Here is a 24,303-nt window from a genome sequence, read left to right on the forward strand (position 1 = left end):
CTAGCATTCCTGCGCGCAAAACTGCCGCCCGGCATCGGTCAGCACCACCGTCCAGCGTTCATCGTGCAGGGCCACGGCAACCCAGCCGGGGCCGGGCTGGCCGCCCAGGGTGGCCGGGCCCATCAGGGTCAGGGCGCGCATCAGCACGCTGGCCCCCTGGCCGAGGCGTTTGCCCAGGCGGGGCAGCGAAATGGGTTCGGCCTCGGGTAGCAGCGCCGCCAGGATGGATTGCTGTAACGGGTCCATCACGGTTTCTGGTGCGGCAGCATCAGCACCGGGATGCATTTGGAGGTGGGCGTGCCCGCATTGGCCGCCACCGACGACAGCGGCACCAGCGGATTGGTCTCAGGGTAGTAGGCCGCCACGCAGCCACGCGGGATGTTGTAGGCCACCAGCTTAAAGCCGTCGGCACGGCGTTCCTCGCCGTCGTCCCAGACGGTGTGGAAGTCGATCCAGTCGCCGTCTTTCAGCCCCAGGTCGCGGATGTCTTCGGCATGCGCAAACACCACCCGGCGCTGGCCGTACACGCCCCGGTAGCGGTCGTCGGCACCGTAGATGGTGGTGTTGTACTGGTCGTGCGAGCGGGTGGTCATTAGCGCGAAGACGATGGCGTCACCCTTGCGGGCACGGGCGCGCTGCAAGGGGGTGTCGGTCGGCACCTGGTGGGTTTTAAAGACGGCTTTTTTCGACTCGGTATTCCAAATCCGCTCGCTGGCGGTGTTGCGCAAGCGAAAGCCGCCGGGCACCTGGATGCGCTGGTTGAAGTCTTTGAAGTCGGGGAACACGGCTTCAATCTTGTCGCGGATGCGGCTGTAGTCCTCCAGCAGCCAAAGCCACGGGGTTTTGCTGCGGCCGCGCAGCACGGTGGCGGCCAGCCGGGCGACGATAGCGGGCTCGGACAGCAGTTGCTCGGACGCGGGCGGGTTGATACCCACCGAGATGTGCACCATGCTCATCGAGTCTTCCACCGTCACGCCCTGGGCACCACCGGCCTGCATGTCCACTTCGGTACGGCCCAGGCAGGGCAAGATCAGTGCGGCCTTGCCGTGCACGATGTGGCTGCGGTTGAGTTTGGTGGTGACGTGGACGGTCAGGTCGCAGTTGCGCAGGGCCTTCCAGGTTTGCACGGTGTCAGGGGTGGCAGCAGCAAAGTTGCCACCCAGTGCGAAGAACACTTTGCCGCGCCCGTCGAGCATGGCGCGGATGGCTTCGACGGTGTCAAAACCGTTCTCGCGCGGCGGGGTGAAGCCAAAGACTTTTTGCAGGTTGTCCAGCAAGGCGGCAGGCGGTTTTTCCCAGATGCCCATCGTGCGGTCGCCCTGCACATTGCTGTGGCCACGCACCGGGCAGGGGCCGGCACCGGGGCGGCCAATGTTGCCGCGCAGCAGCAGCAGGTTGGTGATCATCTGGATGGTAGCCACCGAGTTTTGGTGCTGGGTGATGCCCATGCCCCAGCAGGCGATGACGCTCTTGGCTTTGCGGTAGACCTCGGCGGCAGCGCGGATGTGCTCAGTACCCAGGCCACATTCGGACTCCAGCAACGCCCACGATTCGGCCCGCAGGTCGGCCAACATGGCATCGAAACCAATGGTGTGCTCGGCTATGAAAGCGTGGTCTAGCACGGCCTCGCCAGCGTCCTCCAGTTCCACCAAATGCTTCATCATGCCTTTGACAAAGGCAAAGTCGCCACCGATGCGCAGCTGGTAGTAGTGGGTGCTGATGGCGGTGTCGCCCATCGTGGCCATTTGCAGTTTGTCTTGCGGGTCGGCAAAACGCTCCAGCCCGCGCTCGCGCAGTGGGTTCAGGCTGACGATGCGCGCACCGCGTTTGGCGGCCTGGCGCAGCTCGCCCAGCATGCGCGGGTGGTTGGTGCCGGGGTTTTGGCCGAAGACGAAGATGGCCTCGGCCAGCTCGAAGTCGTCCAGCGTGACCGTACCCTTGCCGATGCCCACGCTCTCGCGCATGCCGCTGCCGCTGGGCTCGTGGCACATGTTGGAGCAGTCGGGGAAGTTGTTGGTGCCGTATTCACGCACCATCAGCTGGTACAGAAAAGCCGCCTCGTTGCTGGTGCGGCCCGAGGTGTAGAAGATGGCCTGGTTGGGGTCGGGCAGCGCGTTCAGGTGCTGGGCGACCAGCGCAAAGGCGGCATCCCAGGCGATGGGGTGGTATTTGTCATCGGCCGGGTCATAGACCATCGGCTCGGTCAGGCGGCCCTGGTCTTCCAGGTAGAAGTCGCTTTGGGTGGCCAGCTCGGCCACGGTGTGCTGGGCAAAGAAGTCGGCCGTGACGCGGCGCGCTGTGGCTTCTGCTGCCACGGCTTTGGCACCGTTCTCGCAAAATTCAAAGGTGGATGCGTGGTTGCGGTCAGGCCAGGCGCAGCCGGGGCAATCAAAACCGTCGGGCTGGTTGGCCGACAGCAGGGTTTTGGCACCTTTGAGCGCGGCATCCTGGTGTATGAGCGCTTTGCCCACACTTTTAAGGGCACCCCAGCCGCCTGCGGGGCCGGTATAAAACTCGATTTTTTGTTCGCTCATGGGGATTCCTTTGCATGAAAAAAACAGCCAGACTTCAAGTCTGGCTGTTCATTCCGGTTTATACGGCTTGCTTTAAAGCAGCGTTCAGCCTGGGGTTTTAAAGCTGTTGACAGCGGCACCCAGCATGGATGCTTGTTCGCGCATTTTCATGGCGGCAGCGGCCGACTGCTCGACCAGCGCGGCGTTTTGCTGGGTCATCTGGTCGATCTCGCCGACGCTGCGGTTGACATCTTCGATACCGGTGCGCTGCTCGTTGCTGGCCAGCGCAATGCCGTCGATATAACCAACGACTTGCTGGATGGAGCCGGTCATGTCGGTCATGGCCTGCTGGGCTTGCGCGACCAGTTCACCACCGGTATTGGCGGTTTCGACCGAGGCCACGATCAGCGTGCGGATTTCTTTGGAGGCGGTCGCCGAGCGCTGGGCCAGGCTGCGCACTTCCGAGGCCACCACGGCAAAACCCCGACCTTGCTCGCCTGCACGGGCGGCTTCCACCGCCGCATTCAGCGCCAAAATATTGGTCTGGAAGGCGATGCCGTCGATCAGGCCAATGATGTCGTTGATGCGGGTCGCGCTGGTCTTGATCTGGCCCATGGTGTTGACTACCTGGCCCACAATGCCGCCGCTGGTGCGTGCCAGGCTGGACACATCACCCATCAGGCTATTGACCTGGTTGGCCTTGTCGGCGTTTTGGATGACGGTGGCCGTGAGCTCTTCCATGGCCGAAGCCGTGGCGTTCAGCTCGCCCGCCTGCTTTTCGGTACGCATCGCCAGGTCATTGTTGCCGTCGGCGATTTCGCGGCTGCCGTCGGACATCAGCGCGGCGGCCTGCCGCACATTGCCCACCAGCCCGGTCAGGCCCACGCTGATGCCGTTGATGGCCAGCAGCAACTGGCCCAGGTCGTCGCGGTCGCGCACATGGACCTGGTTGGTCAAATCGCCACTGGCCAAGCGCAAAGCCGCTTCCCGGCCTTGTTGCATAGGCAGCGTGACATGGCGGTGCATCAGGCCATAGGTCAGCGCCCACACCAGAGCGGTGAGAAACACAGAGAAACCCAGGTACACAGGGTCGGTCAAGCTCCCCACGGCCGCATGGAACGCCACTTGCCCAGCCCCCACCACCAGCGACAGGGTCAACGCCATCTTGCCAGCCACGCCCAGGCCCGACATGGTGCTCACATCCAGACCCACATACAGCACGGCCACCACCTGACCCGACGCATCGCGCACCGGGTCGTAGCGGGTCATGCACTGCTTGCCAAAAATCGTGGCGTAGCCCACATAGGGCTGGCCCGCCAGCGCACAACGGTAGGCGGGCTGGGAGCGGTCTAGTTGGGTGCCGATGGCACGCGCGCCATCTTGCTTGCGCACCGAGGTGGTGATGCGGGTGAAGTCATCACCATTGCGCACAAAAATCGTCGCCATCACCCCGGTTCTTTGGGTGAATCCGTCGGGGATGGCGAAGTCTAAATTCAGTACCCGTGCGCCATTGCGCAACACAGGGGTGGATTTGCCCTGCACCTCGACTTGCCGAGATACATCCAGTGCAAACCGGTCTGGCAAAGCTTTGGCAAAAGCCGTTGCAGCAGACTCAATCCGTTGCTTGAGAGTCATCAAAAAAAACATCTACGTTCACTCCATCAAAGACCACACACACACGCTCTTGCCCGATATAGCGGGCAAGAGCGTGCAGGTTTAGTGGATGAACTTAGCTACGCTGAGCAGCGTGCGGTACACACCCCAGGCCAGTGGCAGGCCCACAGCAGCCCAAGCCAAAGCAACCCACACAGGGCTCACGGCGTGGTCATCCACTACGCCGCTGCTACCGACTTCAGAAGCGGCGGCTTTTTCATGCGCCAGCTTCTTTTCGTGCGCCAGCTCTTCGGTCGTCATGAAATGCTTGTCAGCCACCGGTTTGACCAGCAGATTGCACACCAAGCCCACCACCAGCATACCCACCAGGATGTACATGGTTTGGTTGTACACCTGCTCACGCGGGATTCCCAAGCCGAGTTGGTAGTCACGCATGTAGTTCACCACCACCGGGCCCAGCACACCGGCAGTCGCCCAGGCGGTCAGCAAACGACCGTGGATAGCGCCCACCATTTGGGTGCCAAACAAATCGGCAAGGTAAGCCGGCACCGTGGCAAAACCACCGCCGTACATGCTCAAAATAATACACAGCGCGCCGACAAACAGCACGATATTGCCAGCGGAAGCACTGCCAGGCACGCTGAAATACATTGCGCCACCCAGTACAAAGAACACCACATAGGTCAGCTTGCGGCCCATCTTGTCGGACAAACTGGCCCAGAAAAAGCGGCCACCGATATTGAACAGACTGAGCAATGCGGTAAAGCCAGCGGCCACCGAGGCAATTGCCGCCAGCTGCACTTTGTCGAGCTCACCAAACTTTTGGGTCACACCAATCAACGAACCGCCAAACACTTCTTGCAACATGGGCGAAGCCATACCGATCACGCCAATACCGGCGCTCACGTTCATGCACAACACCATCCAGATCAACCAGAACTGGGGAATGCCCCAGACCTTTTTCACATGCACATGGCGCTGCGTGATCATGGTGTTATTGACTTGCGCGGGCGGAGGGGTCCAGCCAGCGGGTTTCCAGCCGGTTTCGGGCACGCGGTAGGTGAGCGCACCCGCCATCATGAACACGAAGTACACCAACGCCATCACCACAAAGGTCTGGGCCACGCCCACATCGGTGGGGGTGGCGAAGTGCTTCATCAAATCGGCAGCCAAGGGCGAGCCAATCATGGCACCGCCACCAAAGCCCATAATGGCCATGCCCGTGGCCATGCCGCGACGGTCAGGGAACCACTTGATCAAGGTAGACACCGGTGAGATGTAGCCCAGCCCCAGGCCAATGCCACCAATAATGCCCGAGCCGACAATCATCAGCCAGAACTGGTGCAAGTACACGCCCAGCGCCGACAGCAACATGCCGCCACACCAGCATACGGCGGACACCACACCGGCTTTACGCGGACCTGCGCGCTCCAGCCAACCACCCCACAGTGCAGCCGAAGAACCCAGCAGCACGAAGAACAAGGTGTACATCCAACCCAGGGTCGAAATCTTCCAGTCGCAACTAGAGGTAAACAGTTCAGCCCAAAAACCCACATCGGGACCACACTTAATGGCCTCTTTAATGCCTAGCGCCTTGGACAGCGGAAGCCAAAAAACCGAAAAGCCATACGCCATACCAATGCACAAATGGATCGCCAGCGCAGCCGGAGGCACCAACCAACGGTTGAAACCAGGGCCCGCAATAGTGCGTTCCTTGTCAAAAAATCCTGCCATTCATTTCTCCCTTGCGTTGAATGCCCGAAACGGGTTGTTTCAGTTTACACAATTAGTAACAATCAACGATGTCACCAGGGTATCAAATTTCACCGTTTGAGAGGCCACTAAAAACACCTGACCTCCACCCGGTACGACGCTAATCAGGTGTTTTTCGAAATCGTAATGGAGGGAAATTTAGCCGAAAAATCCTTATTTTTTCCGGCGATAGACACCGCCACCTGGCGGGCAATGGACTTGTACAGCGTGGCTATCTCGCCCTCTGGCTCGGACACCACCGTGGGCTGGCCACCGTCGGCCTGGACGCGGATCTGCATGTTCAGCGGCAGCGCGCCGAGGTAGTCCATCTGGTAATCCGCCGCCATCTTTTTGCCGCCATCGGCCCCGAAGATGTGCTCTTTATGGCCGCAGTTGCTGCATACATGCACGGCCATGTTTTCCACAATACCCAAAATCGGCACGCCGACCTTCTCGAACATCTTGATGCCCTTGCGGGCATCCAACAGGGCGATGTCTTGCGGCGTGGTGACGATGACCGCGCCGGTCATGGGCACGCGCTGGCTCAAGGTGAGCTGGATGTCCCCGGTGCCGGGCGGCATATCGACGACCAGATAGTCCAGATCTTTCCAGTGGGTTTGGCGCAGCAGCTGCTCAAGCGCCTGGGTGGCCATCGGGCCGCGCCAGACCATCGCCTGGTCCTGGTCCACCAGGAAACCAATCGACATGACCTGCACGCCGTGGTTCTGCATGGGCTCCATCGTCTTGCCGTCCAGGCTCTCGGGTTTGCCTTGCAGGCCCATCATCATCGGCAGGCTGGGGCCGTAAATATCGGCATCCAGCAGGCCCACACAGGCCCCTTCGGCGGCCAACGCCAGCGCCAGATTGACGGCGGTGGTGCTCTTACCCACACCGCCCTTGCCAGAGGCCACGGCCACAATGTTTTTCACACCCGGCAGCAGTTGCACGCCGCGCTGCACGGCGTGGGCGGAGATTTTGGTGGTGATACTGACCGCCACCTGGCCCACGCCGGGCACGGCCTGCACGGCCGCCGTCAATGCGGCTTGCAATGCGGCATGCTGGCTCTTGGCGGGGTAGCCTAGCTCCACGCCAAAAGCGACATCGTCGCCTTGAATGGTCAATTGGCGGATGGCCTTGGTGGATACGAAATCTTGGCCGGTGTTGGCATCTACCACGCTTTTGATCGCGTCCAGCACCTGTTGTTCTGAGAAAAGCATGCATAACTCCTATGGGCCGGGTAGTCTAGACCAGCAGCCCGGTAGTACCCTTGTAAAAGCAGAGAATCACCCTACTCCACCCACCGAAAAACTTAGCCCATGACCGAAGCCTTCAGCTACCGCCACCTGCATTACTTCTGGGTCGTTGCCCGTGAAGGTGGCATGGCCCGCGCCGCCGACCGCCTGGGCATGGCGGTGCAAACCGTGAGCACCCAGGTGCGCGAACTGGAGCGCTCGCTGGGTGTGACTCTGCTCAAACCCGTGGGGCGCGGCCTGGTGTTGACCGAAGCCGGGGTGGCTGCCATGCGCCAGGCCGACCTGATCTTCCAGTTGGGCGAAGAGCTGCCCAGCGTGGTGCGCGATGCCATCAGCGCGCCGTCGGTGCGGCTGGCCGTGGGCATCTCGGAGGGCCTGCCCAAGCTGGTGGTGCGCCGCCTGCTGCAGCCGGTGATGCCCGAGCCACACCTGCGCCTGCTGTGCCACGAAGACGAGTTCGACGACCTGCTGGGCGACCTGGCCCTGCACCGGCTGGACGTGGTGCTGGCCGACCGCCCTGCCGCCCCGAACCCCAACATCAAGGTCTACAGCCACGCACTGGGCACCTCGGCGATGGCCTGGTACGCGCCTGCGGCCTGGGTAGAGGCCGCACAACACAACTTTCCCCACAGCCTGGCCACCGTGCCGGTGCTGCTGCCCACCACCCACGCGGCAGTGCGCCCGCGCATCGACCAGTGGTTTGAGCGCATCGGGGTCAAACCGCACATCGTGGGCGAATTTGAAGACAGCGCCCTGCTAGTGACCTTTGGAGCGGGCGGCATGGGCGTGTTTGCCGCCGCCGAATGGGTGCACGACGAGCTAACCACCCGCTTTGGCGTGCAGCGCATCGGCCCGTGCGACGGGGTGGAAGAGCGCTTTTATGCCATCGGCACCGAAAAGAAGGTGCAGCACCCACTGGTGCAGCGGCTGCTGCCGGGCAAACCGTGATCAGGCCGCCCCCAGGGCCCCAGCCATGCCCAGCCCCTTAGGTGCCCGCCGGATGCGCGGAGCGCGGCGCAGCGCAGCAGGTTGCGCAATCTGAAAATCCACCGACGGCTCGGCACTCAGCCGCACCAGCACCGCCTGCGGCGCAATCCAGCTGCCGTGCGTCTGCAACCACACGTCTTCGGTGCAGCCCTCCTGCGTCAGCCACAGGCGGCCGGTGCGAACACGGAGCACCGCGCCTGCGGGCAAACGCAGCGCCACCACCTCGGGCGTGCGCAGTTCAAACTGTTCGATCTTGACCATCGCCGTCTCCTGAAAAACCCTCCACCACGGCTTGCGGTGGAACGGCATTCACTGTAGCCTTGTAACCTATACAGCACCAATACAGTTAGCGGGATACGTCACTCCACTGGCCTGCCTAATCCACCAATACAGTCCATGCCCACCAACACCCCCGCTACCGACCACAGCGCCACCCTGGGCGCACAGACTACCCTGGTAGACCAGCTGGTGCAGTGGGCCGAGCAGCGCATCCAGCAGCAGGTGTTTCGCCCCGGTATGCGCATGCCGTCGGTGCGCGAACTGGCGCAAGAACGCGGTGTGTCGCGCTTTACCGTGGTGGCGGCCTACGAGCGGCTGGTGGCGCGCGGGCACCTGCTGGCGCGGCGCGGGGCGGGGTTTTTTGTGCGCGAAGCCCAAACCAACCCGCGCAGCAAGTCGGCCCCGGTCCGCGCCAAACCCCAGCAGGCCATCAACATGGGCTGGATGGTGCGCAACATGACCAGCGGCATTCCGGCGAACCTGTCGCCGGGTTCAGGCTATATGCCGCCCGACCTGTGCGGCGGCGACCTGCTCAAAATGGGCCTGCGGGCGCTGGCCAACCACAGCACCAGCCAGCAGCTGGCGCAGGGGGCTTCGGCCCAAGGCTACGCGCCGCTGCGGGCACAAATCCAGCGCACCCTGGCCGAGCGGGAGATTGAGGCCCATCCGGCGCAAATCCTCACCACCACCGGGGCCGCCCAGGCGATTGATTTGATTTTTCGCATGGTGCTGCGCCCGGGCGACACCCTGCTGGTGGGCGAACCGGGCTGGTGCAACCCGCTGCTGGGGCTGCAAGGGGTAGAGGTGGTGGGCGTGCCCTACACCCCGCAAGGGCCCGATGTGCAAGCCCTCACCGCGCTGGTGGAAAAGCACAAACCCAAAATCCTGTTTCTCAACCCCGTGCTGCACAACCCCACCGGCACCCTGTTGAGTGCCGCCACGGCCTACCAAATCTTGCGGCTGGCCGAGGCCCACGACATCCTGGTAATCGAAGACGACATCTATTCCGACTTTCTGCCCCCGGGCATGGCCGTGACCCGGTTGGCCAGCCTGGACCAGCTACGCCGGGTGGTGTACGTGAACAGCTTCTCCAAAATGCTGGCGCCCAACATCCGCGTGGGCTATCTGGCGGGCCCGGCCGAGCTGGTCGATACCCTGACCACCCACAAGCTGTTGACCTCGCTGAGCACCCCCGAAATCAATGAACGCATCGTCTACAAGGCCCTCACCGAGGGCAGCTACCGCAAGCACTGCCAGCGGGTACACGCCACCTTAGACAGCCTGCGCGAACCGGCCTTCAAACGCATGCAAGACCTGGGGCTACAGGCTTTTAGCCAGCCGCAGGCCGGTTTCCTGGGCTGGTTCAACACGGGGGTAGACACCAACCACCTGGCCGCACTGGGGCTGGACGCGGGCTACCTGCTGCGCCCGGGCGCGCTGTTTTCGCTCCAGCAAACCGCCAGCCCGTGGATGGGCATCAACATCGCCACCAGCCAAGACCCCGGCATGCTGGCCTGGCTGGCCACCACCCTGGAGCAACTGCGCCAGCGTAACGGAAAACCCTGATAACTTCGCCGCAAAATGCCCCCCCCGACCGCCGACACCGGCTTCCATAATCGGGCATGCCCCTCACATCCACTTACACCCAGCCGCCGCCCCATAACCAGGCTGTGGGCCTGCTGCTCACCGGCGGTGGGGCCCGGGCGGCCTACCAGGTGGGCGTGCTGGAAGCCATTGCCGACCTGCGCCTGGCCAGCGGCGCAGGGGGCACAGGCAACCCCTTCCCCATCATCACCGGCACCTCGGCCGGAGCGCTGAACGCGGCCGCACTGGCCTGCGGGGCGGATGACTTTGACACGGCGGTGCGGCGCATCGTCAGCGTATGGCAAAACATGCAGGCGGACCAGGTCTACCGCACCGACCCCATCGGTGTGATGCGCAGCGGCGCACGCTGGCTCACGCTGCTTTCGGTGGGCTGGATGCTGGCCAAATGGCGCAAGGTGCAGCCCCGCTCCCTGCTCGACAACCGCCCCCTGCGCGAATTGCTGGCCAAGATGGTGCCGCTGGAGCGCCTGCCCGGCCTGATTACCCAAGGCCATGTGCGGGCGTTGGCGGTTACCGCGTCGAGCTACAGCTCGGGCGAGCACCTGACCTTCTTCCAGGGCAGCGACGATCTACAGCCCTGGACCCGCACCCAGCGCCAGGGCCTGCGCGACCCGCTCACGCTGGACCACCTGCTGGCCTCGTCGGCCATTCCGTTCGTCTTTCCGGCCATGCCGCTGCCGATGCGATCCCACACCGAATACTTCGGCGACGGCTCCATGCGGCAATCGGCCCCGGTGGCAGCCGCTATTCATTTAGGAGCAGAGAAGGTCCTAGTGATAGGCGCTGGACGCATGGTTGAACCCAAAGGTGAAGCCCCCACCCTGGCCGTTGACAGCTATCCCTCGCTGGCGCAGATCGCGGGCCACGCCCTGTCCAACATCTTTCTGGACGCGCTGGCGGTAGACGTAGAACGGGTGCGCCGCATCAACACCACGCTGGCGCTGATCCCCGCCGACCTGCGCCACAACAGCCCGCTGCGCCCGATCGAGATGCTGCTGATCGCCCCCTCCCAGCGCATCGACGCGATTGCCGCCCGCCACGTGCACGACCTGCCGCCCACCATCCGCACCATGCTCGGCGGCCTGGGCATGTCCTCGCAAACCGACGACGCCAAGGGCTCGGCACTGGCCAGTTACCTGCTGTTCGAGACCGGTTTCACCCGCGAGTTGATGGCCTTGGGCTATGCCGATGCCAAGGCCCAAAGCGCCGAGGTATGCCGGTTTTTTGGCTGGGCCGATGCAAAGCTGCCCGACTAAAATCGCGGGTTGTTCTAAAAGCCGCACGCCCCATGTCCCCACGCCAACTCTTCGTCACCACCGCCCTGCCCTACGCCAACGGCAATTTCCATATCGGCCACATCATGGAATACATCCAGGCCGACATCTGGGTGCGGTTCCAGCGCATGCAGGGCCATGCGGTGAACTTCGTCGGGGCCGACGACACGCATGGCGCGCCGATCATGATTGCGGCCGAGAAGGCAGGCATCACGCCCCAGCAGTTCGTGGCCAACATCGCCGCCGGGCGCAAGCCCTACCTAGACGGCTTCCACATCGCCTTCGACAACTGGCACAGCACCGACGCGCCCGAAAACCACGCCCTGGCGCAGCAGATCTACCGCGACCTGAAAGCCAACGGTCTGATCTCCAGCAAAGTCATCGAACAGTTCTTCGACCCCGAAAAGAACATGTTCCTGCCCGACCGCTTTATCAAAGGCGAGTGCCCCAAGTGCCATGCCAAAGACCAGTACGGCGATAACTGCGAAGTCTGCGGCGCGGTCTACGCACCCACCGATTTGATCAACCCCACCTCCACCCTGTCCGGTGCCACACCCGAGCTAAAAAGCTCTGAGCACCTGTTCTTCCAACTATCCGACCCGCGCTGCGTGGCGTTTCTGGAAAGCTGGACCCAAGACGGCCGCCTGCAGCCCGAAGTGGCCAACAAGGTCAAAGAGTGGTTCTCCGTGCGCACCAACCCCGACGGCAGCACCAGCGAAGGCCTGGGCGACTGGGACATCAGCCGCGACGCGCCCTACTTCGGCATCGAGATTCCCGACGCACCCGGCAAATACTTCTACGTGTGGCTAGACGCGCCCGTGGGCTACCTGGCCAGCCTGAAAAACCTGCTCGACAAGCGCGGTGAAGATTTCGAGGCCTACATGGCCCAGCCCGGGCTAGAGCAGTACCACTTCATCGGCAAAGACATCGTCACCTTCCACACCCTGTTTTGGCCCGCCATGCTGAAGTTCAGCGGCCGTAAGACGCCGGATTCGATCTTTGTGCATGGCTTTTTGACCGTCAACAACGGCGAGAAGATGAGCAAGAGCCGGGGCACCGGCCTAGACCCGCTGAAGTACCTGGGCCTGGGCATGAACCCCGAGTGGCTGCGCTACTACATAGCCGCCAAGCTCTCGGCCCGCAACGAAGACATCGACTTCAACGCCGACGACTTCATGGCCCGGGTGAACAGCGACTTGATCGGCAAGTACGTGAATATTGCCAGCCGCGCGGCGGGCTTCCTGGCCAAGCGCTTTGCGGGACAATTAAGTGCCTTATCGGCCTCTAGCGCAGAGCTTATAAGCGCCATTAGCTCTCAAAAAGAGAGCATCTCTAGTTTGTACGAACAGCGCGAGTACGCCAAGGCCCTGCGCGAAACCATGCTGCTGACCGACCGCGTGAACGCCTACGTGGATGCCAACAAGCCGTGGGAACTGGCCAAGCTGGACGGGATGGATGCCAAGCTGCAAGACGTGTGCAGCACCTGCATCGAAGCCTTCCGCCTGCTGACTATCTACCTCAAGCCCGTGCTGCCCGCACTGGCGGCGCAGGTGGAGGCCTTCTTGAACGTCACCCCTCTGGGCTTTGCCGATGCCGATACCCTGCTGGGCGCAGGCCACACGATTGGCGACTACAAGCACCTGATGCAGCGCGTCGATGCCAAGCAACTTGAAGCATTGTTTGAGGCTCCAGCGCAGGTAGAGCCTGCGCAAGAAGCTACAGAAACCATAGTACCCGGCGGCGAGGCGATTGCCCCCACCATCACCATCGACGACTTCGCCAAGGTCGATCTGCGCATCGCAAAAATCGTCAACTGCGAACCCGTCGAGGGCTCCACCAAGCTGCTGCGCCTGACGCTGGACGCGGGCGAGGGCCGCATGCGCAATGTGTTCAGCGGCATCGCCGCCCACTACACGCCAGACCAGTTGATCGGCAAACTCACCGTGCTGGTGGCCAACCTGGCCCCGCGCAAGATGAAGTTCGGCATCAGCGAAGGTATGGTTCTTGCTGCCAGCCATGCCGACGCAAAAGCCCAGCCAGGGGTCTACGTCCTGGAACCCTTCCCCGGTGCGCAACCCGGTATGCGCATCGGCTAACCACAAAGCACCTCCATGACCCTACCCCTCGCCCGCTTCCACCCCCGCCTGCTAGACGCACTCAAGGGCTACAACCGGGAGAGGCTAGGCAAGGATGTGGGCTCGGGGCTGACGGTGGGTATCGTGGCGCTGCCGCTGGCGATGGCGTTTGCGATTGCCAGCGGCCTCAAGCCCGAGGCCGGGCTGTGGACGGCCATCATCGCCGGGTTCATCATCTCAGGCCTGGGCGGCACCACGGCACAGATCGGCGGCCCGGCGGGGGCCTTCATCGTCATCGTCTACGGCATCGTCGAGCGCTACGGCGTGGCGAATCTGCTGATTTCCACCGCCTGCGCAGGCGTGCTGCTGTTTGCCTTGGGCCTGTTCAAGCTGGGCACGCTGGTGCGCTACGTGCCGGTGAGCATCGTGATCGGCTTTACCAACGGTATTGCGGTGCTGATTGCGCTGTCGCAGGTGAAAGACCTGCTGGGGCTGGAGATCGCCAAGATGCCGGGCGACTTCTTCTCTCAGCTCAAAACCCTGGCCGCCCACTTCCACACGCTGAACTTTTACGCGCTGGCGCTGGGCATGGTGTGCGTGCTGGGGCTGTTTGTGTGGCCCAAGGTGTTTGTGGCGGGCTCGCCCATCATCCGCCTGCTGGAAGGCCGCTCGGTGCGCACCTTTGCCCGCGTGCCGGGGCCCATCGTGGCGCTGGTCACGCTATCGCTGCTGGCCTGGGCCCTGGGCCTGCCGGTAGAAACGCTGGGCAGCAAATTCGGCAGCATCCCCAGTGGCCTGCCGGTGTTTGAACTGCCCGACTTCACCTGGGACACGGTGCGCCTGCTGGTCACGCCCACGCTGACCATTGCCCTGCTGGGCGCGGTGGAGTCGCTGCTGTGTGCCCGCGTGGCCGACCAACTGGCCAGCGACCCCCACCACATGAAGCACGACCCCAACCAGGAGCTGATGGCCCAAGGCGTGGCGAATTTTGTGGTGGCCTTCTTCGGCGGCATGCCCGCCACCGGCACGATTGCCCGCACGGTGACCAACATCCGCTCCGGCGCCACCTCGCCCATCGCAGGCATCGTGCATGCGCTGGTGCTGGCCGCCGTGGTGCTGCTGGCCGCGCCGCTGGCACTGCACATTCCGCTGGCAGTGCTGGCGGGCATCTTGCTGTTTGTGGCCTGGAACATGGGCGAATGGCACGAATTTGTGCGGCTCAGGCAGTTCAGCAACCACTACCGCTCGCTGTTGCTGGGCACGTTTTTCCTCACCGTGGTGTTCGACCTGACGGTGGCGGTGGAGGTGGGCATGCTGCTGGCCTGTGCCTTCTTCATCCGCCGCATGAGCACGCTGTTCCATGTGGATGCGGTGGCCGTGGACAACGGTGCGTTGGTCTACAAGCTGTACGGCGCGCTGTTTTTTGGAGCGGTGGCCAAGATCGACCCCATCGTGCAAGCCGTGGAAAGCCGCCACCAGGGCACCCGCGTGGTGCTGGACGCCTCGCAGCTCATCTCGCTGGATGCCAGCGGGCTGGACGCGCTGGAGCAGCTGTTCAAAGCCATCACGCACCGGGGCGGCCAGCTCACCATCCACAACCTGAACGCGCAGCCGCGCGGACTGATGGAGCGATCGGGCTTTGCCGGGCGGCTGAAAGATTTCCAGACCAGCACTGCGGCGGCACTGTGATTTTTAGCGGCTGCGTTCAGCCTCTGGATCCGGCACCGACAGGGTCCGCAGCACCCGGTAGTCGGGGTCGAACACCACGGTAAACACCATCGAGGTGTTCGGCGGCTCCAGGTAGCGCCAGTCGTAGTGCACCTCGTTTTTCAGTTTGAAGGGCGTGGTCTTCATTGGCTTGCCCAGCATTTTGCGCACCTCTTCCATCACCATGCCGGGCTGCACTTTGGCAAAGTTTTGCGGGGTCAGCACCTGGCGCAGGGCGCTCATTTTCCCATCCACACCGATGGTGACCATGTAATTTTGGTGGCCTTGCGGCTGGCGGCTGTACTCGAAGGTGCGGCCACCACCGGGGGCATCCCACACCTGTTCAGGCGCGCCAAACTGGGCCCGCACATCGGCCTCGGTCGAGAAACCCTCTTCCAGCTTGTCAATGCGCTGCGGGTCGCAACCCGCGAGCAGCAAAGCCCCGCACACACCCGCCAACCATTTTTGAAACATACCCAGCAGCCCCCGTAAAATCCAGCCAACTATAAGGTTCATCAATGTCCATCTTCGCCCGCCCCCACTACCAATCCGATGCCACTTTGTTCATTGACCAGCTCAAAGCCCAAAACCCAGAACTCGAAGCCCAGCAACTCGCAGGCCGCGCCTTGCTGTGGGAGCAAAAAGTAGACCGCAGCGCCCAGGAAGAGTACCGCGAAGGCCGCGTGGCGCAAAACTCCTACGTCTACCAAACCCTCAATAAATAATTAGCCAAATTGGCCGCTAGCGCATATTTAACATGCGCAAGTAGCTATTATTTATATAGCAAACACCGTGGTTGAAGCCTTAGCACTTCCCGAGGCTCTAGACCCGGTGGCACGGGCCCGCCTCTACGGCGAGCCGATGTTTGCCATGCCGCTGGATTTGTACATCCCGCCGGATGCGTTGGAGGTGTTTCTCGACGCGTTCGAGGGCCCGCTGGACCTGCTGCTGTACCTGATCCGGCGGCAAAACTTCAACATCCTCGACATCCCCATGGCGGCCCTGACGCGCCAGTATCTGGTGTATGTCGACGAGATCCGCAGCCGCAACCTGGAGCTGGCAGCCGACTACCTGCTGATGGCGGCGATGCTGATCGAGATCAAGTCGCGCATGCTACTGCCGCCCAAAAAAGCCGCTGAGGGCGAGGAGGCCGAAGACCCCCGCGCCGCCCTGGTGCGCCGCCTACTGGAGTACGAGCAAATCAAGCTTGCCGCAGCCCGGCTCAACGCCCTGCCCCAGTTTGGCCGCGACTTCCTCAAGGCCCAGGTGTTCATCGAACAGGCGCTGCAACCCCGTTTGCCCGAGGTGCATGTGGCCGATCTGCAAGAGGCCTGGCGCGACATCCTGCGCCGCGCCAAACTCATCCAGCACCACACCATCACCCGCGAAGAGCTGTCGGTGCGCGAGCACATGAGCTACCTGCTCAAAACCCTGCAAGGCCGCAAGTTTGTAGAGTTTGAAGAGCTGTTCGATGCCGCCAAAGGCATGTCGGTGCTGGTGGTGACCTTCATCGCCCTGCTGGAACTGGCCAAGGAGACGCTGGTGGAGATCGTGCAGGCCGAAGCCTTTGCGCCGATTTACGTGCGCTTGGCCTACTCGCCGGTCACGGTGGCTTAACCGGCGAAGTGCTTGCGGTAGCGGGCGGGCAGGTCCGCAATCCGCAACAGCATCGGCAGGTCGGCGGTGTTGAAATCTGGGTCCCACGCAGGCGCACCCAGCACCTTGGCACCCAGGCGCAAGTAGCCCTTGATCAAGGCCGGTGGCTCGATAGCCAGCGTGCTGTCGAACTGCTCGATCGGCAGCGGTAGGCGCGGCTGCACGTGGTATTCGATCGGTGCCATGTGGGTTTTTTGCAACTGCTGCCAGATGCTGGCCGCCGCGTCGCCGCCCACCACGCCGTTGTGCAGCATAGGAATACTGGCACAGCCGACCATCGTGTCGAGCTGGTTGCGTTGCATGAACTCTGCCAGCGCGCCCCACAGGGCTAGAATTACACCGCCGTGGCGGTGGTCGGCGTGCACGCAGCTGCGGCCCAGCTCGACCATGCGGCTGCGCAGGTTGCGCAAGCGCACCAGGTCAAATTCCATATCACTGTAGGTGCTGCCCACGCGCTTGGCCTGCACCGGGGTGAGCACCCGGTAGGTGCCAATCACCGCGTTGCTGGCCACGTCGCGCACCAACAGGTGTTCGCAAAAATCATCGAACAAATCCACATCGTGCCCCGGCAGTTTGGTGGACAGGCGCGCGCCCATTTCCACCGCAAACACCTGGTAGCGCAGGCGCTGGGCTTCGCGGATTTCATCCTGGTGCCGTGCCCACGACACCACGATCCCGGCTGCGGGCGGTGCGTCCACACGCGGATGGGGTACAGCCACCGGCTCGTCCCGCCGTTGCAGCGCCCCGCGCAGCAGCGATGCAGGATTAAACGCCGACACCAGAGAAATAGGCGACAGCGCGAAGGTGGGGGTGGGCAGTTCTTTCATGGACTTCTCCTGTGTGTAGGAGAGAGTCTGAAAGCGGGGTGTGACGCGGGCGTGTAGGTTGCGTGGCGGTTTCGTGACACCGCCCGCACAGGCAAGCCCCAGAAAGACGAAAGACCGCATATAGCGGCCTTTCCATTTGGTGCATCTTTCAGCTTGTTAGCGTTCAGAGCGCATATCCCAATCGACTTGGTAGCTTGTAATGTAAAGCACAAGCGGTTACAAGTACGGACGAATCAAGGGAGATAGTTTGAAAATTACAAAAATGCGCTATCGGTTGGCGCTAGATCTGGGATCGACATCTTTAGGCTGGGCGATGGTTCGGCTCACTCCGCAAGACGTGCCGTGCGCCGTCATCAAAGCCGGAGTGCGCATCTTTTCGGATGGTCGCAACCCCAAAGACGGATCGTCCTTGGCTGTCACCCGCCGTGATGCCCGCTCCATGCGCCGCAGACGCGACCGCTTGCTCAAACGCAAAGCGCGCATGACCCGCTCCCTCATCGAGCACGGCTTCTTTCCGGCAGATACGGCACAGCGCAAAGAACTTGTCACGCTTGACCCCTACGCCTTGCGCGCCAAAGGGCTGGACGAAGCACTCACTCCCGCCGAGTTTGCGCGGGCCTTGTTCCATATCAACCAGCGGCGCGGCTTTAAAAGCAACCGCAAGACCGATAAAAAAGACAACGATAGCGGTGCGCTCAAAACCGCGATCAGCAAACTGCGCGAAGCGATGCAACTGGAAAATTGCCGCACCGTGGGGGAATGGCTACACCGGCGTGACGCGGCCGGGCTAACCGTACGCGCCCGCTACAGACAAACTAAGGTCGCCAGAGAAGACGGTAAGACCCGCATCGACAAGAGCTACGACTTGTATATCGACCGCGCGATGATTACGTCCGAATTCGATACGCTGTGGGCCAAGCAAGCCGAACTCCAGCCCAGTCTGTTCAATGACACGGCGAGAGATGACCTGAAGGACGCTTTACTGCACCAGCGCCCGCTCAAACCCGTCAAACCGGGGCGTTGCACCCTGCTGCCCGACGAGGAACGTGCGCCCTTGGCCCTGCCAAGCACGCAACGCTTTCGCATGTACCAAGAGGTCAACAACCTGCGCATCTTGCGGGATAGGTTGCATGAGGAATCACTCTCTTTAGAACAGCGAGATCAAATCATTGCCCTGCTGGAAAAGAGTCGCAAGGTCACATTTGCCAAAATCAAACGCGCAGCCGGGATTGGATCCGTCAAATTCAATCTAGAAGATGACAAGCGCACAGAACTCAACGGCAACTCCACGAGTGCAGAACTCGCCAAGAGCATCTACTTCGGGGATGCATGGTTTTCTTTCACTGAAACCCAGCAAGATGCCATCGTGCAGCAACTGGTGAGCGAAGAAAACGAAGCCAAGCTGGTCCGTTGGCTGCAAGACCAAACCGGCATCAGCGAAACGCGTGCAGAGGCGATTGCCAGTGCCGGTTTGCCAGACGGTTACGGCAGCCTGAGCAGCGCCGCGCTGGCACGCATCCTGCCGGAATTACGCCGCGAAGTGGTGACGTATGACAAGGCCGTCATCGCAGCGGGTTTTGAGCACCACAGCAACATCAGCCCGGCAGCCAGCGGTGAAATCCTGTCCTCGCTGCCCTATTACGGCCAAGCCCTGCAACGCCACGTCGGTTTTGGCAGCGGTGTTCCAGAGCACACAGACGAAAAGCGCTACGGCAAGATCGCCAACCCCACGGTGCACATTGGGCTCAACCAAGTACGGTTGGTGGTGAATGCGCTGATCCACCGCTACGGCCATCCCAGCGAGGTGATTGTGGAGTTGGCCCGCGACTTGAAGCAGAGCCAGGAACAGCGCAAAGAAGACAACGTGCGCCAAGCCGAAAATCAACGGCGCAATGAACGTATGAGCGCCGATATTGCCGCAGCACGCGGCACCAGTCCGGAACGGGTTAAGGCGTTGGATATCCAGAAAATGATTTTGTGGGAGGAGCTGAGTTTTGACATTGCGGATCGCCGCTGCCCCTACTCGGGCCTACAAATCAGCTTGGCAATGCTACTGAGCGAGCAAGTGGAGATCGAGCACATCCTGCCGTTTTCTGAAACCTTGGACGATAGCCTCAACAACAAGACGGTAGCCATGCGCCAAGCCAACCGTATTAAGGGCAACCGCACGCCTTGGCAGGCGCATGAGGCCTTTGCCGCACAAGGCTGGGCATATGCGGCCATGTTAGAGCGGGCAGAGCAGATGCCATTGCACAAGCGCTACCGTTTTGGCGAAGAAGGCATGGAGCGCTGGCTCAAAGATGACAAAGGCTTTTTAGCCCGCGCATTGAACGACACCCGCCACCTGAGCCGCCTAGCCCGCGAATACCTGAGCCTGGTGTGCCCGCAAAACACCCGCGTGATACCGGGTCGCATGACGGCCATGCTGCGCGCCAAATTTGGACTGAACGATGTGCTGGGTGTAGACGGTCTGAAAAACCGCAACGACCACCGCCACCACGCCGTGGATGCCTGCGTGATTGCCGTCACGGACCAGGGCTTGCTACAACGCTTTGCCAAAGCCAGTGCCGATGCACGCACGCAGCAACTCAATCGCTTGGTCGAAAACATGCCCTTGCCGTGGGAGAGCTACCGCGAACATGTGGCACGGGCTATCGACAACATCTGGGTTAGCCATAAACCGGACCACGGGTACGAAGGTGCCATGCATGAAGATACGGCGTGGGGGCTATTGCCTGGTGGCTTAGCGACACGCCGCTTACGAGGCGAAGACGGACGGCGACAGAGAGAAACAAAAACCCGCACTGTCATACCATTCAGTAGCACTTGCGATAAAGATCGACACGGACTCGACGAAAAAGGGCTACCAAAGCCGTACAAAGGTTATGTGGGCGGCAGCAACTTTTGCATGGACATTGTGCGCAACGAAAAAGGTAAGTGGGAGGGCGAAATAATATCGACCTTCGCTGCCTATCAATTGGTGCGCGAATTGGGGCAGGAACAGGGTTTAGCACGGCTACGCTCTCGCACCTTGAGCATTTCAGGAAAACCGTTGGTAATGCGGTTGCAAAACGGCGATATCGTCAAAGTAAAAACTGATGATGACTGGCGACTCATGCGAATTGTCAAAATGAACAGCCAAGGACAAATTTCATTTGCCGCAACAAATGAAGCCAACGTGAGTGAGCGCGATGCCAATAAAAATGATGCTTTCGCCTACTACAGGAAAAATGCCGGTCCTCTGCAAGCCATCCAAGCCCGGCGCGTAACCATTTCCCCCATCGGCGAACTCAACGACCCCGGCTTCAAGGAGTAGCAAAAATGATCGGTCGCATCGTAGAAGTGGCCGATGACAGACGGCATCTGTTCCTGCACCGGGGCTTCATGGTGGTGCAAGACACCGAAGGTGAACGCAAAGAACTGGGCCAGGTGCCGCTGGACGACATAGCCGCCGTAATCGCCAACGCACATGGTCTGAGCTACACCAATAACCTGCTGATCGCGTTGGCCGAGCGGGGTGCCCCTTTTGTGCTGTGCGCAGCCAACCACAATGCTGTCGGCATGCTGTTGCCCATAGACGGTAACTTTGAACAAGCCAAGCGGATCGAGGCGCAGATCGCGGCCAGTTTGCCGACCCACAAACGCTTATGGGCCACGGTGGTTCGGTCCAAGTTAGAACAACAGGCCGCAGCATTGGAAGCCACCGGAAGACCACCAGCCCCGCTGATGGCATTGGTAGCCAAGGTCAAAAGTGGTGACCCGGAAAACATAGAAGCACAAGGAGCGCGCCGCTATTGGAGCTTACTTTTCGGTGACGGCTTCCGGCGTGACCAGAATGCAGGCGGGCTGAACGCACTGCTCAACTATGGCTACACCGTGCTGCGTGCCACAACCGCCCGCGCCATCGTCGCGGCCGGACTGCATCCCAGCATTGGCCTGCACCATAGCCATGACAACAATGCCATGCGCTTGGTTGACGATGTGATGGAGCCCTTCCGCCCCATGATTGACCTCAAGGTGTGGCAACTCAAACGCAATGGAGAAGAGCTGGTGCTACCAGAGACAAAACGCGCCTTGGTACGCACCATGTACGACGATATGCAAACCCCCAACGGCGCAACACCGGTCATGGTCTGCGTACAAAAGTTAGCCACATCACTGGCTCAGGTTTATCTAGGTGAACGAGACAAACTCGACTTGCCCCTACCCGGCCTGCCGTTGACACTGGCCTCGGCCCTGCTCGATGAATAGCGGCGGGCAACCATGCTGTCTGGATACCGACTGATGTGGATAGTGGTCATGTTCGACTTGCCCGTGGTGGAGAAAGTCGAGCGCAAGGCCGCCACCGCTTTTCGCAACACCTTGCTGGACCAGGGATTCGAGATGAGCCAGTTCAGCGTCTACATGCGCTTCTGCACCAGCTCCGCACAGGTGGACACTTTGTGCAAACGGGTGGAAGGAGCCTTACCCAAAGGCGGCAAGGTAAATATCCTGCAATTCACCGACAAACAGTACGAACGCATCATCAGTTTTCATGGAAAAGCCAAACTCCCGGCGAATAAAACGCCAGATCAATTCGATCTTTTCTGAAAATGACAGCTGTTTTTAAGCCTCAAAAAACGAAAAACCCCTTGACGAATCAAGGGGTTATCGCAGCGCTAGTCTAGACGATTGGGATATGCGCTCTGACCGGAACAGCACACGCACGTACTGCTCGTCACCGTTGAGTCTAGACGATTGGGATATGCGCTCTGACCGGAACACCTTGGGCACGGTGAAGGCGACGCAAGCGAGTCTAGACGATTGGGATATGCGCTCTGACCGGAACTTACTTGAAGTGCTAGAGCTATATTGCCGCAGTCTAGACGATTGGGATATGCGCTCTGACCGGAACCACGCTGACGCGCTGGCTAGCATGATAGGAGTCTAGACGATTGGGATATGCGCTCTGACCGGAACGTAGAGGTTGTAGGCCAGCACCACGGCGGGAGTCTAGACGATTGGGATATGCGCTCTGACCGGAACTAAAAGACCACCATGCCCATCAACCTCAACAGTCTAGACGATTGGGATATGCGCTCTGACCGGAACCGCAAGCCGAAGCGCAAGCGCGCACGGCTCAGTCTAGACGATTGGGATATGCGCTCTGACCGGAACCCGCAGCGGCCGCTGGGGCCACCGCCCAGAAGTCTAGACGATTGGGATATGCGCTCTGACCGGAACCCTGTGGGCCGACAGCGCCGAATCCGACCAAGTCTAGACGATTGGGATATGCGCTCTGACCGGAACCATCTGGTCGTGCGAGCAAACGCGACGCGAAGTCTAGACGATTGGGATATGCGCTCTGACCGGAACAAGTGCTCGGTGAACTGCTCCACCGTCTCGAGTCTAGACGATTGGGATATGCGCTCTGACCGGAACCGACGTAGATGTAGGGGGCCGACACCTCGGAGTCTAGACGATTGGGATATGCGCTCTGACCGGAACTTTTGGGCGTAAGAGATGATTAGTTAAAAGTCTAGACGATTGGGATATGCGCTCTGACCGGAACAGCTTGCCCGTGTAGGAGCAGATGGTATCGAGTCTAGACGATTGGGATATGCGCTCTGACCGGAACACATAGCTGGTGCGCCGCCACCAGCGAATAAGTCTAGACGATTGGGATATGCGCTCTGACCGGAACGAGATGGCCAAGATCAAGCCCATCGTCACCAGTCTAGACGATTGGGATATGCGCTCTGACCGGAACCTGGATGACCGACTCCATGCCTGCCAGGGCAGTCTAGACGATTGGGATATGCGCTCTGACCGGAACTGGCTGGCCCGTGGCTTTGGCGATGGCTTTAGTCTAGACGATTGGGATATGCGCTCTGACCGGAACCATGCCGCTGTATATGATCTCGGCCTCGGGAGTCTAGACGATTGGGATATGCGCTCTGACCGGAACCGTGGGGGCATCGCTCCGGATGCATCGGATGAGTCTAGACGATTGGGATATGCGCTCTGACCGGAACACCGGCAGGGGATGGGGATCAGATCACCTAAGTCTAGACGATTGGGATATGCGCTCTGACCGGAACCTGACGGACGTCCACCTCTTTCAGCTCTTTAGTCTAGACGATTGGGATATGCGCTCTGACCGGAACCCCTCAGCATGTACTTCGCGGGCAAGCTGGAGTCTAGACGATTGGGATATGCGCTCTGACCGGAACATGCCCGGTTTCCCCCTTGCCACGCTGCAAAGTCTAGACGATTGGGATATGCGCTCTGACCGGAACTTGACGAGCAGGCGCACGGTGTTGGCGGGGAGTCTAGACGATTGGGATATGCGCTCTGACCGGAACCCCTGCGCGCCTGGCAGAGCTGACCGCCAGAGTCTAGACGATTGGGATATGCGCTCTGACCGGAACACGGGGACCACCGTGCCGTCGGGCAGGGTTAGTCTAGACGATTGGGATATGCGCTCTGACCGGAACGCATAGAACAGGGGGACGCGCAGGTTGGAGAGTCTAGACGATTGGGATATGCGCTCTGACCGGAACCAAAAAGACATGAGCGAAGAGTCGGGCTTGAGTCTAGACGATTGGGATATGCGCTCTGACCGGAACGTGGACGTTGATGGCTTCGCGGCGGGCCAGAGTCTAGACGATTGGGATATGCGCTCTGACCGGAACATCTATATTGTTGGATGCAATACAGATATAAGTCTAGACGATTGGGATATGCGCTCTGACCGGAACTGCACACCATGAGGCGCGACC

Annotated in this window: 18 protein-coding genes and 1 CRISPR repeat array (1 of these 19 only partly in view); of the genes, 10 read left to right on the forward strand and 8 right to left on the reverse strand. The window is 61.0% G+C overall.

The window, feature by feature from the left end; genetic code table 11:
• The 5 genes from AC0969_RS04110 to apbC all read right to left on the reverse strand — a co-directional run bounded on the left by AC0969_RS04110 (position 1) and on the right by apbC (position 7,096).
• On the reverse strand, positions 1–246 hold the full coding sequence (locus tag AC0969_RS04110) for a hypothetical protein (RefSeq protein WP_479622868.1): 246 nt from the start codon (positions 244–246) through the stop codon (positions 1–3).
• A complete protein-coding gene (locus AC0969_RS04115; protein ID WP_479622869.1) occupies positions 246–2,534 on the reverse strand; it encodes an FdhF/YdeP family oxidoreductase in 2,289 nt (762 codons plus the stop codon). Before AC0969_RS04115 ends, AC0969_RS04110 begins: the two co-directional genes overlap by 1 nt.
• 84 nt (positions 2,535–2,618) lie before the next feature.
• On the reverse strand, positions 2,619–4,148 hold the full coding sequence (locus AC0969_RS04120; RefSeq protein WP_479622870.1) for a Cache 3/Cache 2 fusion domain-containing protein: 1,530 nt from the start codon (positions 4,146–4,148) through the stop codon (positions 2,619–2,621).
• Positions 4,149–4,229: 81 nt separating this feature from the next.
• The gene (locus AC0969_RS04125) at positions 4,230–5,861 is read right to left on the reverse strand and encodes an OFA family MFS transporter (protein WP_479622871.1); all 1,632 of its coding nucleotides are present in this window, start codon (positions 5,859–5,861) and stop codon (positions 4,230–4,232) included.
• 143 nt (positions 5,862–6,004) lie between these two features.
• The gene (apbC, locus tag AC0969_RS04130) at positions 6,005–7,096 is read right to left on the reverse strand and encodes an iron-sulfur cluster carrier protein ApbC (protein WP_479622872.1); all 1,092 of its coding nucleotides are present in this window, start codon (positions 7,094–7,096) and stop codon (positions 6,005–6,007) included.
• A 99-nt stretch (positions 7,097–7,195) separates the two neighbouring features.
• Between apbC and AC0969_RS04135 the strand changes: the two genes are divergently transcribed.
• Positions 7,196–8,080 carry a LysR family transcriptional regulator gene (locus AC0969_RS04135; RefSeq protein ID WP_479622873.1) on the forward strand — a complete coding sequence of 295 codons (885 nt, stop codon included), beginning with the start codon at positions 7,196–7,198 and terminating at the stop codon, positions 8,078–8,080.
• On the opposite strand, the gene AC0969_RS04140 is transcribed toward AC0969_RS04135, so the two are convergent.
• Entirely contained in the window at positions 8,081–8,428 is a 348-nt protein-coding gene (locus AC0969_RS04140; protein WP_479622874.1) for a DUF2917 domain-containing protein, read from the reverse strand.
• An 87-nt stretch (positions 8,429–8,515) separates the two neighbouring features.
• On the opposite strand from AC0969_RS04140, the gene AC0969_RS04145 reads away from it, so the two are divergent.
• The 4 genes from AC0969_RS04145 to AC0969_RS04160 are packed head-to-tail and all read left to right on the forward strand — an operon-like array spanning position 8,516 to position 15,041.
• Entirely contained in the window at positions 8,516–9,964 is a 1,449-nt protein-coding gene (locus tag AC0969_RS04145; RefSeq protein WP_479622875.1) for an aminotransferase-like domain-containing protein, read from the forward strand.
• Positions 9,965–10,020: 56 nt separating this feature from the next.
• A complete protein-coding gene (locus tag AC0969_RS04150; protein WP_479622876.1) occupies positions 10,021–11,259 on the forward strand; it encodes a patatin-like phospholipase family protein in 1,239 nt (412 codons plus the stop codon).
• Between the two features lie 32 nt (positions 11,260–11,291).
• Complete coding sequence (gene metG / locus AC0969_RS04155; RefSeq protein WP_479622877.1) at positions 11,292–13,373, forward strand: methionine--tRNA ligase; 2,082 nt, start codon at positions 11,292–11,294, stop codon at positions 13,371–13,373.
• Positions 13,374–13,388: 15 nt separating this feature from the next.
• Positions 13,389–15,041: a SulP family inorganic anion transporter gene (locus AC0969_RS04160; RefSeq protein ID WP_479622878.1), complete on the forward strand. Its 1,653-nt coding sequence runs from the start codon at positions 13,389–13,391 to the stop codon at positions 15,039–15,041.
• Between the two features lie 3 nt (positions 15,042–15,044).
• On the opposite strand, the gene bamE is transcribed toward AC0969_RS04160, so the two are convergent.
• The gene (bamE, locus tag AC0969_RS04165) at positions 15,045–15,533 is read right to left on the reverse strand and encodes an outer membrane protein assembly factor BamE domain-containing protein (protein WP_479622879.1); all 489 of its coding nucleotides are present in this window, start codon (positions 15,531–15,533) and stop codon (positions 15,045–15,047) included.
• A 44-nt stretch (positions 15,534–15,577) separates the two neighbouring features.
• On the opposite strand from bamE, the gene AC0969_RS04170 reads away from it, so the two are divergent.
• Both AC0969_RS04170 and AC0969_RS04175 read left to right on the forward strand, forming a co-directional pair.
• Positions 15,578–15,784, forward strand: a complete 207-nt coding sequence (locus AC0969_RS04170; RefSeq protein ID WP_479622880.1) for a DUF3460 family protein — start codon at positions 15,578–15,580, stop codon at positions 15,782–15,784.
• Positions 15,785–15,851: 67 nt separating this feature from the next.
• Positions 15,852–16,676 (forward strand): segregation and condensation protein A, encoded by an 825-nt coding sequence (locus AC0969_RS04175; protein WP_479622881.1) that lies wholly within the window; start codon positions 15,852–15,854, stop codon positions 16,674–16,676.
• On the opposite strand, the gene AC0969_RS04180 is transcribed toward AC0969_RS04175, so the two are convergent.
• Positions 16,673–17,542 carry a GNAT family N-acetyltransferase gene (locus tag AC0969_RS04180; protein ID WP_479622882.1) on the reverse strand — a complete coding sequence of 290 codons (870 nt, stop codon included), beginning with the start codon at positions 17,540–17,542 and terminating at the stop codon, positions 16,673–16,675. The two genes, AC0969_RS04175 and AC0969_RS04180, sit on opposite strands and share 4 nt — an antisense overlap.
• 262 nt (positions 17,543–17,804) lie before the next feature.
• On the opposite strand from AC0969_RS04180, the gene cas9 reads away from it, so the two are divergent.
• The 3 genes from cas9 to cas2 are packed head-to-tail and all read left to right on the forward strand — an operon-like array spanning position 17,805 to position 22,132.
• Positions 17,805–20,858: a type II CRISPR RNA-guided endonuclease Cas9 gene (gene cas9, locus AC0969_RS04185; RefSeq protein ID WP_479623125.1), complete on the forward strand. Its 3,054-nt coding sequence runs from the start codon at positions 17,805–17,807 to the stop codon at positions 20,856–20,858.
• Between the two features lie 5 nt (positions 20,859–20,863).
• Complete coding sequence (gene cas1, locus AC0969_RS04190; protein WP_479622883.1) at positions 20,864–21,793, forward strand: type II CRISPR-associated endonuclease Cas1; 930 nt, start codon at positions 20,864–20,866, stop codon at positions 21,791–21,793.
• Positions 21,794–21,826: 33 nt separating this feature from the next.
• Positions 21,827–22,132: a CRISPR-associated endonuclease Cas2 gene (cas2, locus tag AC0969_RS04195; protein ID WP_479623126.1), complete on the forward strand. Its 306-nt coding sequence runs from the start codon at positions 21,827–21,829 to the stop codon at positions 22,130–22,132.
• A 70-nt stretch (positions 22,133–22,202) separates the two neighbouring features.
• Positions 22,203–24,303: a CRISPR direct-repeat array (repeat unit 36 nt; unit sequence AGTCTAGACGATTGGGATATGCGCTCTGACCGGAAC); it runs 2,355 nt beyond the window's last position.

Source organism: Rhodoferax sp. LB1P47, from assembly GCF_056521445.1.